Origin of the sequence: Mycobacteroides abscessus ATCC 19977, assembly GCF_000069185.1 — a bacterium.
Taxonomy (GTDB): domain Bacteria; phylum Actinomycetota; class Actinomycetes; order Mycobacteriales; family Mycobacteriaceae; genus Mycobacterium; species Mycobacterium abscessus.
Map to the genome: position 1 here is coordinate 4,356,199 of NC_010397.1, position 15,342 is coordinate 4,371,540.

General features: G+C 64.9%; 11 protein-coding genes. 9 read left to right on the top strand and 2 right to left on the bottom strand.

Going from position 1 to position 15,342, the window contains the following annotated elements:
• Positions 1–94 precede the first annotated feature (94 nt).
• Positions 95–2,158: an IniB N-terminal domain-containing protein gene (locus tag MAB_RS21720; RefSeq protein ID WP_005114726.1), complete on the bottom strand. Its 2,064-nt coding sequence runs from the start codon at positions 2,156–2,158 to the stop codon at positions 95–97.
• Between the two features lie 344 nt (positions 2,159–2,502).
• On the opposite strand from MAB_RS21720, the gene MAB_RS21725 reads away from it, so the two are divergent.
• The 5 genes from MAB_RS21725 (at position 2,503) to MAB_RS21745 (ending at position 5,834) form a co-directional block, all read left to right on the top strand.
• Entirely contained in the window at positions 2,503–3,192 is a 690-nt protein-coding gene (locus MAB_RS21725) for a DsbA family protein (protein ID WP_005080038.1), read from the top strand.
• On the top strand, positions 3,189–4,070 hold the full coding sequence (locus tag MAB_RS21730) for a cytochrome c biogenesis CcdA family protein (protein WP_005112272.1): 882 nt from the start codon (positions 3,189–3,191) through the stop codon (positions 4,068–4,070). The genes MAB_RS21725 and MAB_RS21730 overlap by 4 nt, the downstream gene beginning before the upstream one ends.
• Positions 4,071–4,087: 17 nt before the next feature.
• Complete coding sequence (locus MAB_RS21735; RefSeq protein WP_005080036.1) at positions 4,088–4,450, top strand: BlaI/MecI/CopY family transcriptional regulator; 363 nt, start codon at positions 4,088–4,090, stop codon at positions 4,448–4,450.
• Complete coding sequence (locus MAB_RS21740; protein ID WP_005095144.1) at positions 4,447–5,370, top strand: M56 family metallopeptidase; 924 nt, start codon at positions 4,447–4,449, stop codon at positions 5,368–5,370. The genes MAB_RS21735 and MAB_RS21740 overlap by 4 nt, the downstream gene beginning before the upstream one ends.
• 80 nt (positions 5,371–5,450) lie before the next feature.
• Positions 5,451–5,834, top strand: a complete 384-nt coding sequence (locus tag MAB_RS21745; protein WP_005112273.1) for a DoxX family protein — start codon at positions 5,451–5,453, stop codon at positions 5,832–5,834.
• Positions 5,835–5,846: 12 nt separating this feature from the next.
• On the opposite strand, the gene MAB_RS21750 is transcribed toward MAB_RS21745, so the two are convergent.
• On the bottom strand, positions 5,847–6,443 hold the full coding sequence (locus MAB_RS21750; protein WP_005095148.1) for an Rv0340 family IniB-related protein: 597 nt from the start codon (positions 6,441–6,443) through the stop codon (positions 5,847–5,849).
• Positions 6,444–6,624: 181 nt separating this feature from the next.
• Here MAB_RS21750 and MAB_RS21755 point away from each other — a divergent pair, with 181 nt between their 5' ends.
• The 4 genes from MAB_RS21755 to MAB_RS21770 all read left to right on the top strand — a co-directional run bounded on the left by MAB_RS21755 (position 6,625) and on the right by MAB_RS21770 (position 15,311).
• Positions 6,625–8,442, top strand: coding sequence for a DUF7159 family protein (locus MAB_RS21755; protein WP_005112275.1), 1,818 nt, complete (start codon positions 6,625–6,627; stop codon positions 8,440–8,442).
• Between the two features lie 92 nt (positions 8,443–8,534).
• Positions 8,535–10,904, top strand: coding sequence for an isoniazid response ATPase/transcriptional regulator IniR (gene iniR, locus MAB_RS21760; RefSeq protein ID WP_031216758.1), 2,370 nt, complete (start codon positions 8,535–8,537; stop codon positions 10,902–10,904).
• 158 nt (positions 10,905–11,062) lie between these two features.
• Positions 11,063–13,993 (top strand): heterodisulfide reductase-related iron-sulfur binding cluster, encoded by a 2,931-nt coding sequence (locus MAB_RS21765; protein ID WP_005112277.1) that lies wholly within the window; start codon positions 11,063–11,065, stop codon positions 13,991–13,993.
• Positions 13,994–14,000: 7 nt separating this feature from the next.
• The gene (locus MAB_RS21770) at positions 14,001–15,311 is read left to right on the top strand and encodes a pyridoxal phosphate-dependent aminotransferase (RefSeq protein ID WP_030142800.1); all 1,311 of its coding nucleotides are present in this window, start codon (positions 14,001–14,003) and stop codon (positions 15,309–15,311) included.
• The last annotated feature ends 31 nt before the right edge of the window (positions 15,312–15,342 follow it).

Genomic DNA, 15,342 nt, shown 5'->3' on the forward strand with positions numbered 1-15,342 from the left:
CATACTGTGCCATTTCCGTTGACCAGCACGGTCGGGTTAGCGGCCCATGCGGATGCCCCGCACCGTTTTCTGGTGCGGGGCATCCATCCAGGTGTTAGTGGTGCTCGGCACCCGGCAGAGTGGTGTGAGCGGTCTCCGATGCGTGGCCCTGGGCATGTCCCTGAGCTTCGAAGCCGGTACCGGCCGCACCATGCGAGCCCATCGAAGAACCAAACGACTCGTTCATCGATGAGCTGTGCGAGGCATTGATCGAGCTGTTCATCGACTCGTTGATGGCACTGGTGTGGGCGCCACCGCCGACAGCCGTGCTGCCGCCAACAGAACCCGAACCACCCAGGGCATCGTTGATGGCACTGGTGTGAGCACCACCGCCGACAGCCGTGCTCCCGCCAACAGAACCCGAACCACCCAACGACTCACTAATGCCACCACCAACATGAGAACCAACACCCACACCGGTATTCACACCCCCACCAACACCGGTATGAGCACCACCGCCGACAGCCGTACTGCCGCCAACAGAACCCGAACCACCCAACGACTCACTAATGCCACCACCAACATGAGAACCAACACCCACACCAGTGCTCACACCCCCACCAACACCGGTATGAGCACCACCGCCGACAGCCGTGCTCCCACCAACAGAACCCGAACCACCCAACGACTCACTAATGCCACCACCAACATGAGAACCAACACCCACACCAGTGCTCACACCCCCACCAACACCGGTATGAGCACCACCGCCGACAGCCGTGCTCCCGCCAACAGAACCCGAACCACCCAACGACTCATTGATGGCGCCGCCAACATGAGAACTACCACCAATGGCACCACTGACACCGGTGTTCAGCACTCCACCAACCGCAGCATTACCTGCCACCGCAGCATTACCTGCCACCGCAGCATTACCTGCCACCGCAGCATTGCCCGCCAACCCAGCGTTACCCGCCAAACCAGCGTTACCGGCCAACCCAGCATTGCCCGCCAACCCAGCGTTACCCGCCAACCCAGCATTGCCCGCCAACCCAGCATTGCCCGCCAACCCAGCGTTACCCGCCAACCCAGCATTGCCCGCCAACCCAGCATTGCCCGCCAACCCAGCGTTACCCGCCAACCCAGCGTTACCCGCCAAACCAGCGTTACCCGCCAAACCAGCATTGCCCGCCAACCCAGCATTGCCCGCCAACCCAGCGTTACCCGCCAACCCAGCATTGCCCGCCAAACCAGCGTTACCCGCCAAACCAGCGTTACCCGCCAAACCAGCGTTACCCGCCAAACCAGCATTGCCCGCCAAACCAGCGTTACCGCCCACCGCGGCCGAGCCGCCCGCGCTCGTCGAAGTACCGATATTCGCCTGGTTGTGTGAGCCAATCTCGGTGTTGGTGGTGTTCCCCGAGCCGATATTCGTCGAGCGGTCGGTGTTGAACGAATCGTTGATGTTGGTCGTGTTGCGCTGCGAGTGATCGTCGACAACGGTCACGCTCTTGTCGATGTCGGCCGAGCCATGGCCGCTGACGTTGGTGTAATCGCCACCAACACGAGTCTGACTCTGGTCCACACCGACATTGCTGCCGTGGTCAGCATTAATGATGTTGCTATCGCGCACATCGCCGTTGACGGCGGTCGAACCCTGGCCGGAAGCGATGGGACCGGAGTTGCTGCCGCCCACGGCCACGGCACCGTCGCCGATGGCGGTGGTATCACGATTACCGAACTGCAGATCACCGAAGCTCAGGTCCAGCAGCGGACCGCGGTTGAAGCTGTCAACGTTCCCACTGGGGCTCATCACCTGGTTGCCACTCGCGATCGGGTTGTGGCTCGCAAAGTCGGTGTCGTTGTGGCTCAGGAAGTCATTGTCCCGGGGGCTCAGCAACGACGGCGACAGGATGCTCGGTCCATCGGGTTGTGCGGCGTAGTAATTCTGCAGGTTGCCCGACAGATCGTGGATCGGGTTACCCGTGTTCACCCACTGCGACTGGTAGCCGTAGTTGGAAGCGACCGACTCGGCGACGACCGGCATCACCGCGCCGACCTGTGCGGCACTGACTGCCGACAGTCCAGCGTTGGCCAGCGCCGCCTCTGGGTCGGCAACGTAACTTGCGGCCTCAACGGGGTCGCGGAACAGGTTGAGGATGAAGTCGATGATGGACATTGGGGTCTCCTTCAGTAATTCGGAGTCAACCGGGTTTGTTCGGTCGAACTGAATACAAACCTACGAACCTGCAAGGGCACTGAAAACGGGAAAACTTCCCCCTCTCCACGGACCCCCCACGGGGGTCTGCCGCCCACCCAATTAGGGGATTAGGGGATGCCTAGGGGCAGGGCGCGACGGCCGCCGGTCGCCGCGGTATCGCCATTTCTCCACCACCGAAATAGGGCAGGGTCCATCACCCCGAACAGGCAAGGCGGTTTACCTACTATCCAACTTAGTAATTACCTACTATCTTCCTTAGTAGACACTTACTAAGTTGGGTAGTAGATCGAAAGAGGGAAACTGTGCGGCGAAGCGAGAACGGCAAGCGCGATATCTGGATTGCCGGGATCTTGGGCGTGGTGATCGTCGCGCTGGCCACCTACCTGCTCGTCGATCACCGCAGTCAAAGCACCGCATCGACCGACTCGCCCACGGTCACCGGCCACAGCAGCAGCCTGGCTCGGCTACGCCCTCTTGACCCGCTGGCACTCGGACCAGTCGATGCGCCGGTCGTGCTGATCATCTATTCGGACTACCGCTGCCCTTTCTGCGCCAAGTTCAGCCGGGACACCGAACCACAACTCATCGAGCGCTATGTCAACACCGGGAAGTTGCGGATCGAATGGCGTGACCTCCCCATCTTTGGCACCCAATCGGTGCAGGCAGCCAAGGCCGGTCGAGCAGCGGCTGAACAAGGCAGGTTCTGGGAATTCAACCGGGCTGTGTATCGGCATGCACCGGATCGCGGTCACGCCGAGCTGACCGACAAGATCCTCCTTGATCGGGCTCGTGAAGCTGAAGTCCCGGACCTGGCTCGCTTCCAGACAGCAGTCGAGAGCGACCGGTTACTGCCTGCCGTGCAACAAGATATTCAAGAAGCAGTGGCGATCGGGGCGGCATCGACGCCGGTGTTCCTGATCAACGACCAACCCGTGGTCGGCGCGCAGCCATTGGACGTCTTCATATCGGTCATCGAGCAGGCTCAGCGGTGATCGATGTCGGAGTTCTCGGCGCCCTGCTCGGTGGGGTTCTGACATTGGTCAGCCCCTGCTCGGCGCTGCTCCTACCGTCGTTCTTCGCATACTCCTTCGACCGCACTGGACTCCTCCTCCGCAGCACCGGGCTGTTCTATCTGGGCATGCTGACAGTGCTGGCGCCGCTGGGAGCGGGCGTCGGCGCGATCGGGGCACTGCTTACCGAATACCGATCACAGGTGACAACAACGGGAGGCCTGCTGATGACGACGCTCGGTGTAGCGATCATCGCCGGGATCGGCTTCCGCGTCGGCCCGGCAGCACGTCTGTCCGCGCGTCTCGACCTGTCGTCGGGTTTGTCGGTTCTACTGCTCGGCACCGTATATGCGCTCGCGGGATTCTGCTCCGGGCCAATACTCGGGAGCGTGTTGACGGTGGCCGCTATCGGCTCCAGCCCGATCTATGGCGCCCTGCTGATGTCGTTGTACTCGCTGGGAATGGCAGCGCCCCTGTTCGTTCTCGCATTCGCCTGGGGGAAGTTGGGACTGTCTCAGCGACGCTGGATCCGGGGACGGGAGCTCCGGATCGGAAGGTTCCGGACCCACTCCACCAACCTTGTTTCCGGCGGGATGTTCATCGCGATCGGAGTGTTTTTCCTTGCTACCGACGGGACGGCTGCGCTCGGCGGACTCACCGGCAGCGATACTCAGTACGACGTACAGGCGCGGTTGCAAAGCCTCACCGCCGGCCTGCCGAACGCGGCCGTAGCGCTCGGGATCGCCTGCGCCGCATTCGTTGTAGTCCTGATGCGTCTGCTGCGCGCCCGCATCACCGCAGCGGGCGACGCTCGGAAGCGAAGTGACAGCACAAGAGAGGACGCCGATGATCGTAGGTAGACAGAAGGAGGCAGCTCATGCGTGACATGTTCGGCCTTGGTGAGCGGGAGGCGACGATCATGGAGCTGTTGTGGTCCGCCGCCGAGCCCGTGACCGTCCGCGATGTCCTGGATCGGCTGGAGCGTCCACTCGCGTACACAACAGTCATGACGGTTCTCGACAACCTTCACAACAAAGGACACGTCACGCGCGAGAAAGTCGGGCGGGCATTCCAGTACCGGGCCGCCGAAACACGTGAAGCAGCGGCGGCGCGCATGGTTCGGGAAGTCTTGGCCGCCAGTGGCGATGCGGAGGGGGTGCTCTTGCACTTCGCCGGGGCTACCTCGCCCGAGGAATCCACGGTGCTGCGCAGGATTCTTCGCCGAGGCGGGCTGGCATGACCGTCGCCCTGGTGTTGATGGCAGGTGCCGCCCTCATCGGCGTCGCCGGGCCGGCGTGTCTGGGACCGACTGTGCGTCCTTCATTGCTACCCGCGGCTGCGCTGGCAACATGGCTCGGGGCTCTGCTGGCGTTCCTTGTACTCACCACGTTGTCCGCCACGTTGTTGCTCTTCCCGCATGTACTGGACACCAGCGGTGTCAGGACGCTGGTGGGCGGCTGCCTGAGCGGAACCGTCCCGCACTCATCCTTCGGAACCCTTGTTCAGCTTGGGATCTCACTGCTCCCCCTCACTATCCTGGCTCGGGTCGCGGTCGTGGCGATTCGGAGCCTGCGCTCCGCACGCCGTCGCCGTGCCCGTCACTTCTGGATGCTGCGGGCGGCGTCCTGTCGCTCCGGTGAAGTCCATTGGATCGACGATCCGCGGCCAATCGCCTATAGCCTCGGCGGCGCTCGCGGAGCAGTGGTGGCCACTCACGGAGTCCGCCACCTCGGCGAACGACAATGCGCCGCAGTCATCGAGCACGAGATGGCGCACATACGCGGCCGGCACCATGCGGCTGTGCTGTGTGCCGATATCGCCGCAGCGGCACTTCCGATGCTGCCATTGATGCGTCGTGCGCCGGCAATGGTGCGGCTGATGGTGGAGCTGGCGGCCGACGATGCGGCGGCGCGGGTTCACGGGCCACCCACTGTGCACGCCGCGCTTCTGGCAATGAGCCAATCAGCGGTGGCCGTGCCTGGCGTGCTGCACATGTCCAGCGAATCGGTGGCGGTGCGGCTCCTATGGCTGCGCACCCAGGGAGCCACGGGCCGCACACCGATGGGTCGAACCCGGCTGATGCTCGGCTTCGCCTTGCTCCCAACAACTCTCGCGGGCTCTGCGGTGGTCGCCCTATTCAGGGCGTACTGCACCTTGTGAGGCCTCGGCACGGAACATGCTCGCAGACCAATGAAGGAGCGCTCATCAATCCTCAGCACGCCGCACGCCTCCTCGGGTGGATGATTCCGACGGGCGCCCGTCTGGTTTTCGGGGTCATCTTCCTGTTGGAGGGAACTCAGAAGGTCTTCGGCTGGTGGAGCGGATCCCCCACCGGTTCCGGACACCCCGAACCATTCCTCAACTGGCCATATTGGTGGGCCGGTGTGTTCGAGCTGGTACTGGGCAGCCTGCTGACAGTGGGGCTGCGGACACGGCTGGCAGCAGTCCTCGCGGCGGGAATGATGGCCTACGCATACTTCTTCGAACACCTGCAGGTGCATTGGGAGCCCATGCAAAACGGAGGCGCCTTCGCAGCCACCTTCTGCTGGGGGCTCCTCCTCCTGGCGGTCACGGCCAACGACACCCGGCTGTCGCTCGACCGGGTGCTGGCACGCCGCGCCTAGCGGCGATCACGGCTAGAAGTGGTCGATTCCCGGGTCATGACCGATGCCGGGGTGATGCCCCAGATCCCCTTGATCGAAGAACGGATCATGCAGGCCGGGGTCCGCAGAACCGGTCACACCCGCATCGGCACCGAACTGTTGCGGCTCGAACCCACCGTCGGTGGACTGTGGCGGCGCCTGGAATTGGTCGATCGCCGCCACCGCGCTATCCGTCGGTGCGGTGGACTGATCGGGGACGGTGATCGCGTCCTGACGAGGGGACAGATCCGAAACGGCGTCGGTGGCCGCGTGCAGACCCGCGTCCAGACTTGGGTCGTGCGTCGGCGCGGTAAATGGTGAGTCGAATGCCGAAACCGCCGCGCCGCTTGCCCAGATGTTGTCGGCCGGGATCGTCGCGTGCGCCAGGCCGCTCGCCACGGGATGGGCTGCCAGCTGCGATATTGACGGCATCGACTCGCTGACCACCGGGATCAGCGCGGAAACATCCGACGGCTGGACACCGTCCAGGTGCGCGTCGGCAATGACCCGTTCGGGATTGGCCGCGTACTGGGCGGCCATATCCTGGTCACGGACCAGCGCCATGACGAAATCCAACAGGTTATTGCCCATATCTGCGATGGTAGAAGGCACTCGAAGCCCCTGCTACGGGGAGCGACCCGTTGCCCACCAACACCCCCTTGGGGGACGCGCGTTAGGGGATGTCATGTCATTAGGGGGTGTGACGTCCGTCATCCCCTACTGTTGGGCTGCGGGGTGAAACATCACGGCACCGTAGAACGAACGGATAGGTATGGCCAACGCACTGGGACTGTCGATCGGCGCCACTCAACTGGTTGCGACACCCGACGATCCACAGAGCCAACCCGTCGTGCGCAGCTCGATCCTCACCCTGCATGAGGACGGCCCGCCCGAGGTTGGTGTCCCGAGCCAACCGGGTTTGACCCTCACCGGATTTGTCGGCAGGGTCGGCGATCCGGTCGGCATCGTCGCCGCGGACGGGTCCGTTCATCGCGCCGAATGGGCGCTGACCGAGGCCATGCGGGTCCTGATCGCAGACGCCGTCTCTTCCGCGAATTTCACCGCACCACCCGTGCTCTCGGCATCGATCCCCGCGCACTGGAGCCCACAGACGGTCAGCACCTTGCGGGATGCGATCGACCGTGTGCCGGCCTTCGCTCCGGGCGGTCGGCAGCTGAAACTGATCCCGGACGCGCGCGCAGCCCTGGAGGCGCTGGCCGCGGGGCCGGGCACACCTGATCGTGGCGTCGTGGTGGTGTGCGATCTGGGAGGCTCGGGCAGCAGCATCACGCTCGCCGATGCGGCCCGCGGGTTCCAGCAGATCGGGCAGACCATCCGATTCGCCGACTTCTCCGGTCAGCAGATCGACCAGATGCTGTTGACCCAGGTGCTGACCGATCTGAACCAGGATCCCGAAGGCACCACATCGGTGGGCGCTCTGACCAGACTGCGTGATCAGTGCCGGCTGGCCAAGGAGAGACTCTCCGGCGACACCGCGACCTCGGTGCCGGTGCAACTGCCCGGAATCACCACGGATGTCCGGCTCACCCGCGCCGAGTTGGAGGGTCACCTACGCGGCCCATTGTCCAACCTGATCAACGCGATTCAGGACACGGTGGAGCGCAACGGGATTCATCCGGCAAATATCACCGCGGTGGCCTCGGTGGGCGGCGGGGCAAGCATTCCCCTAGTCACCCAACAACTTTCCGAGCGCATGCGAGTACCCGTTATCACCGCCCCGCAGCCGCAGCTGGCAGCTGCACGCGGAGTGGCCCTGCTCGCGACTCGGCCGGACCTGCCGCCACAAGACGCCACCGCGATGCGGCCGGTCGAGCAGCCCCCGGGCGATGCGACCATGATGCGCCCCGTGCCGACCGGCACCGGAACCTTCGCCGCCCCGGTGGCCGCAGCCGCCAACGAAGAGCCGGAATTGGCCTGGTCTCAAGATGATTCGGCGCCCGACTTGGCACCGCTGCAGGAGACTGGGTATCAGAGCGGATACACGGTCGACCTCGACGACGAGTATCAAGGGCCCACCGAGGCGACCACCGCCCGCCCCGAACTTCGGTTCAGCCACGGCCCGTACGCGGACGAAGATGACTACGACGACTATCCGCCGCTGCCCTGGTACCGCCGTCCGCTGGTGTGGTTCATCGCGGCGGCGGCCGTTGCAGGAATCGCTTTTACCGGAATGATGGTGTCGCTGACCAGCAGTGAATCACCGGCGCCCGCCACCACAACGCCAAGTGTCAATGTGGTGCCGAGCACGGGTGACGCGCCGGCCGAACCGCCCCCGTCACCGGAACCGCCGCCACCGCCGCAGACCCACACCGTCACGCAGTCGGTGCAACCACCTCCCCCGTCACCGGAACCACCTCCACCTCCACCCCCGACGACGACCACAACCACCACACCCCCCACGACAACCACCACCACGACAACCACAACAACCACAACAACCACAACAACGACTACGCCGACCACAACAACAACCCAACCGACAACCACAACGACACAACCCACGTCCACGTCGCGCCCGGCGATCACCATCCCCGGGCTGCCCCCGATTCCGATCGGTCCGCGCAACTGAACACCCCGCGCGATAACGGGATGTCCGGGACATTCGACGGAATCGCCTCGGCGATAACGGCTATCACCGGGCCGCTATCCGCGGGCCATGCCGTGAAGGTGCTCGTCAACGGCACGGCAGGCAGCGGAAAAACCTTCGTGCTGAGCCGCATCCGCGAAGCGCTGGGCAGTGCCGGCACCCCCGCCGTCAACCATGTCCCCGAAGCGGCGCCCGGCCCAAACACCGGCCCATTCGTCATCGATGACGCCGACTCGCTGACTGATCGCCAGCTCGAAACCCTGCGCGCGGTCGTCGAGAACGATCCGGCGGCCATCATCGTGGTGGCCGCCGCACCTCGGCGCAATCCGGCCCTGCGCTCCCTTTTTCAGGCCTTGGAGCGCGAATCGCCGGCGATCACCCTGGGCCCGGTCAACGCCACCGATATCGGTCGAATGTCGCCGCTCGCAGCGCCGTTCGCCGAGCAGATCGCCGCAGCGAGCGGCGGCGTCTTGGCATTGACGGCAGCCGCGGTAGAGCGCCTGGGCGACCCCGATCCGCTTCAATCGGCACTGCGCGCGATCGATACGCGAGTAGATGAACTGCTACGCCGGTTGTCGCCCATGGCCCAGGCCGCAGTGTTGTTGATGTCGTTGAACCCGGGCATCGGAGCTTCCGATGTCGCTGCGGCACTGGCTCTCCCCGATGCGGCCGACCTGGTCGACGAGGCACTGGCGAGTGGTTTGATCGCCGGGCCAGGCCACGTCGCCTTTGCGGCCAGGGTGCACGGTTGCGCCGCCCGGCTGCTCGGTGCGGCGCGGCATCTCGATCTGGAACGTTCGCTGCTGCGAACCCAGCTCGAGATGGGTTCGGTTTCTGCCGACCTGGCCCTGGCACTGGTGGGGCACGGACTGCGCGACCTGGAGGTTGCGCGGCTGCTATCGAATTGGGCAACAACCGAATCCGACCCCTTGAGCGCCGCTGATCTCTACCGGGCAGCACTGACCGCGGGTGCCGAGCCGGACCCGATACGGGTGCCCCTGGCCGAATCTCTGGCCCGCGCGGGTGATCTGGCAGCGGCCGCCGCACAGGCCGACGAGGTGCTCGCCAGTACGGATCCCGCGCAACGGACCGCAGGCGTACGCGTGGCGGCTGCGATCGCGTGCCACAACGGGGATTCCGGACAAGCGGCCGCGTTGTACAGCTGGCTGGGCGCCGATATGGATGGTCTGACCGCCTTGAGTGCGTCACCGGTGTTCGTCGGCACGGGGCAGCTGGCAAAGGGGCGAAAGTCCTTGGAAGACAATGTCGGAGCACCTCCGACGACATCAGCCACCGCACAGCGCAACGCCGCACTGGGGGTCATCGCGTCCGTTGAGGGACGCGGCCAGGAAGCGTTGTCCCTGTTGGGGCAGGCGGTCACTCAACAGCCGTCCACGTCGTCCTTCATCCCGGATAGCACCGTCGCGCTTGCGGCGTTGACCATGCTGCACAGCGGCGACACAGCACGGGCTCGCAGCATCCTCACCGGCGCGATCCGCGCCGATCGGCGCCACGACGTATTCGGCGTGCGGCACCGCCTCCTGGCGGCCTGGATCGCCATGTTGTCCGGCGACCTGTCTGGCGCCGTTCAATGGCTGCCTGGGGCCCAAGTAGAACTGTCCCGCCGGGACCGCCTGTTCGCCGAGTCACTACGTACCGGCATCGCGCGACGTCATGGCGATACCGGTCCGCTGCGCCAGCATTGGCAAGCCTCCATGGATGCGTTGTCGGCCTATTCGATCGACCTCTACACGCTGCTTCCGGTCGGCGAGCTGTGGGTGGCGGCGGCCAGGCTGCGGACCCTGGACGTCATGACCCATCATCTGGATCGCGCCTTCGCGGTGCTGGCGCACCTCGGCGACCCGATCGCCTGGTCCGCGCCACTGAGGTGGGCGGGTGTACACGCCGCGATCTTGACCAACTCCCCGGAGACTCTCGCGCCGCACGGGCAGGCTCTCGCCGCGGGGGCGGGTTCCAGTACCTACGCGCGCATACTGGCGACCGCCGGGCGCACCTGGCTGCGGGTGCTCGCCAACCACGTGGACGGCGAGGAGGTGGACAGCGCCGCGCGCATGTTGGCCGACACGGGCCTGGGCTGGGATGCCACCCGCCTGGCCAGTCAGGCCGCACTGCACGCGAACGACCCGAAGGTCGCGGCCTCGATGCTGGCGCTCGCGCGAGATCTCCGGTCGCCGTCCGCCGCGGCAGACGGCGAGTCCACACCCTCCTCGGCGGTGCATTCGCCGACGTCCACACGACTGTCCGAGCGCGAGCGCGAGGTCGCTGAACTGCTGCTGCGCGGCCTTCCTTATCGCGATATCGGTGCGCAACTGTTCATTTCGGCTAAGACGGTCGAGCATCATGTCGCACGCATCCGTCGGCGTCTGGGCGCCGAATCGCGCTCCGACATGTTCTCGATGTTGCGGGCAATCCTGACCCCGTAAGTGCGAGAAAGTTCACCCGGGAGACGGGTTAGGTAAGCCTGACTAGGACTTTCGGCCCTGTCAATGCGACGATGACCTGGCATCGGACACAAGTTACCGGCCAGTAACATTACACTTGTTACTGACGGGTAACTTATCGGGACCGGGAGGTCAGCACCGTGAGTACAGCGACGATCACGCTGGGGATCATCGGCGTCATTTTCAGCCTGGTCGCATGGGGGTCATTCTTCGGCGGCGTCGTGAAGATGGTGCGCGTGATCCTCTCGGGCCAGCCCGACAGGACTCGCTTCCGTCCCTTCCTGCCACGCCTCAAGCAGCTCATCGTCGAGGTGGTCGCCCACACCAGGATGAACAAGTTCCGCACCGTCGGCTGGGCGCACTGGCTGGTCATGGTCGGCTTCCTGGGCGGCTTCCCGCTCTACTTCGAGTCATATGGCCAGACCTTCAACCCTGAATTCCATTGGCCGATCATCGGCGACACCTTCCTGTGGCACCTGTGGGACGAGCTCCTGGGTATCGGCACGGTCATCGGCATCGTGACCCTGATCATCATTCGGCAGCTCAACCACCCGCGGAAGCCCGAGCGGCTGTCGCGTTTCGGCGGCTCCAACTTCTTCGCCGCGTACACGATCGAAATGATCGTTCTGGTCGAGGGCCTCGGCATGGTCCTGGTGAAGTCGGGCAAGATCGCCACCTTCCACAACAGCCATCCCTCGTCCGACTTCTTCACCATGAATGTCGCCCAGTTGCTACCCGAGAGCCCGATCATGGTGTCGGTCTTCGCGTTCATCAAGATGATGTCCGGCGGTCTGTTCCTGCTGCTGGTCGGACGGAAGCTGGTCTGGGGTGTTGCGTGGCACCGCTTCGCGGCCTTCTTCAACATCTACTTCAAGCGCAATGCAGACGGCTCCGTCGCACTGGGTGCAGCCAAGCCGATGATGTCCGGCGGCAAGGTACTGGAGATGGAGAGCGCCGACCCGGATGTCGATGCGTTTGGTGCCGGGAAGGTCGAGGACTTCAGCTGGAAGGACCTGCTGGACGTCACCACCTGTACCGAGTGCGGCCGCTGCCAGAGCCAGTGTCCCGCCTGGAACACCGGCAAGCCCTTGTCGCCCAAGCTGCTCATCACCTCGCTGCGCGATCACACCTACGCCAAGGCCCCCTACCTGCTTGCCGGTGAGGACAAGTCCAAGCTGAGCGAGGCCGAGATCGCCGAGGGCGAGCGCCAGCTGGTCGGCGGCGAAGGTGCCGTGATCGATCACGAGGTGCTGTGGAGCTGCACCACCTGCGGTGCCTGCGTGGAGCAGTGCCCCGTCGATATCGAGCACGTCGACCACATCATCGACATGCGCCGCTATCAGGTGCTCATCGAGTCGGAGTTCCCCGGCGAGCTCGCGGGGCTGTTCAAGAATCTGGAGAATAAGGGCAACCCCTGGGGCCAGAACGCCAAGGACCGTCTTAACTGGATCGAAGAGGTCGACTTCGACGTGCCGGTGTTCGGCCAGGATGTCGACAGCTTCGCCGACTTCGAGTACCTGTTCTGGGTCGGCTGCGCGGGCGCCTACGAGGATCGCGCCAAGAAGACCACCAAGGCCGTCGCCGAGCTGCTGGCCCTGGCCGGGACGAAGTTCCTGGTGCTGGGCGCGGACGAGACCTGCACCGGTGACTCCGCTCGCCGCGCCGGTAACGAGTTCCTGTTCCAGCAGCTGGCCATGCAGAACATCGAGCTGCTCAATTCGGTGTTCGAGGGCGTGGAGCAAAAACAGCGCAAGATCGTGGTGACCTGCGCACACTGCTTCAACGCGCTCGGCAATGAATACCCACAGGTCGGTGGCGACTACCAGGTGGTGCACCACACGCAGCTGCTCAACCGGCTGGTGCGTGACAAGAAGCTGGTGCCGGTTGCTCCGGTTTCGCAGGATGTCACCTACCACGACCCGTGCTACCTGGGCCGCCACAACAAGGTGTACACCGCGCCGCGTGAGCTGATCGGCGCCTCTGGTGCCGCTATCACCGAAATGCCAAGACACGGCGAGCGTTCCATGTGCTGCGGCGCCGGTGGTGCTCGCATGTGGATGGAGGAGCAGCTGGGTAAGCGCATCAACATTGATCGTGTTGATGAGGCCCTGTCCACTCCGGCATCCAAGATCGCGACCGGCTGCCCGTTCTGCCGCGTCATGTTGACCGACGGTGTCACCGCTCGTGACGATTCCGCCGCCGTGGAGGTCGTCGACGTCGCGCAGCTCCTACTGGAGTCCGTGGGACGCACGGAAGACATTCGGAAGGCGTTGCCCGCCAAGGGAACTGCTGCGGCAGCGGCTGCAGAGCGCGCCGCCACCAAGACCGCAGAACCCGAACCCGTTGTCGCCGAAGAAGAAGCACCGGCCACAACGAAGGCCGAAGCCGCCGCTCCGGCCGCGGAGGCAAAGCCCGTCTCCGGCCTGGGCATGGCCACCGGAGCCAAGCGTCCCGGCGCCAAGAAGACCGCCGCCGAAAACAGCACAGCGGAAGCTTCCACCGCGACGCCCACCGCTGAGGCCGCACCCGCCGCACCCGTCAAGGGACTGGGCATGGCGGCCGGCGCCAAGCGACCCGGCGCCAAGAAGGCCACGGCCGAAACCAGCGCGGCCACACCACCTGCGGCTTCGGCATCCCCACCGGCATCGCAGGCTCCAGCGGCAGCTGCTGCCCCCGCTCCGCCCGTCAAGGGGCTGGGCATGGCGGCTGGCGCCAAGCGACCCGGCGCCAAGAAGACCGCCCCTGCGGCACCCGCCGCGCCCGCACCTGAGGCTGCGGCGGTACCGTCCGAATCCGAGGCGCCGACGGCCACCGAAACGAGCGCAGTCGCGGAGCCCCCGGTGAAGGGTCTCGGCATTGCTGCCGGCGCGCGTCGTCCCGGAGCCAAGAAGGCCGCCCCCGCCACCGAATCCGCTCCCGAACCCGCCCAGCCCGCTACCGCACCCGAACCCACGGAACCGGCCACTTCCGCACCGAAGGATGAGGCCCCCGAGACCAGCAGCACACCCGAGCCGCCGGTAAAGGGACTGGGTATCGCCCCGGGAGCACGCCGTCCAGGCCGCCGAAATTAGATATTGGCTGGACAGCAATGCCACCATTGAGACCGTGAGTACCGATAACTTGCCGATTGACGTGCCCCCGCGCGTGCCCGGCCTCTCGCCGCGGCAGCACCAGCGGGTCTTCGCGCAGTCCACCAAGCTACAAGACGTCCTGTACGAAATCAGGGGTCCGGTACACGCGCACGCCGCCCGGCTCGAGGCTGAGGGGCACCGCATCCTCAAGCTCAATATCGGGAACCCCGCGCCGTTCGGATTCGAGGCGCCCGATGTCATCATGCGCGACATCATCCAGGCGCTCCCCTACGCACAGGGCTACTCCGACTCCAAGGGCATCCTGCCCGCCCGGCGCGCGGTGGTCACCCGCTACGAACTGGTCGACGGGTTCCCGTACCTGGATGTGGACGACGTCTTTCTGGGCAATGGGGTATCCGAGCTGATCACCATGACCACCCAGGCGCTGCTCGACAACGGCGACCAGGTGCTCATCCCGGCGCCCGACTATCCGTTGTGGACCGCCGCGACCTCACTTGCCGGCGGCACCGCGGTGCATTACCTGTGCGACGAGACCAACGGCTGGATGCCCGATATCGAGGATCTGGAATCCAAGATCACCGAGCGCACCAAGGCCCTCGTCATCATCAACCCGAACAACCCGACCGGCGCGGTATACAGCCGCGAGATCCTCACGAAGATGGTCGAACTGGCCCGCAAGCATCAGTTACTGCTGCTGGCCGACGAGATTTACGACAAGATCCTGTACGACGACGCCGAGCACATCAGCGTTGCGTCACTGGCGCCGGATCTGTTGTGTTTCACCTTCAATGGCCTGTCCAAGGCATATCGAGTGGCCGGCTACCGGTCAGCATGGCTTGCTATCACCGGGCCCAAGGACCACGCCGCCAGCCTGTTGGAAGGCGTGAACCTGCTGGCCAATATGCGACTGTGCCCGAATGTTCCTGCCCAGCATGCGATTCAGGTGGCCCTCGGCGGACACCAGAGCATCGAGGATCTGGTGCTACCGGGCGGTCGCCTGCTGGAGCAGCGCGATGTCGCCTGGACAAAGCTCAACGAGATCCCCGGTGTCTCCTGCGTCAAGCCGCAGGGTGCGCTCTACGCGTTCCCGCGCTTGGACCCCGAGGTGCACCATATCCACGACGACGACCAGCTCGTGCTGGATCTGCTGCTCAACGAGAAGATCCTGCTGACGCAGGGTACCGGCTTCAATTGGCCTGAGCCGGACCATCTTCGGATAGTCACGTTGCCGTGGGCCCGCGACCTTGCCGTCGCCATCGAGCGCCTGGGTAACTTCCTGGCGAGCTACCGCCAGTAGCACACTTCCCCTTGCCGAACATGCTCAAATG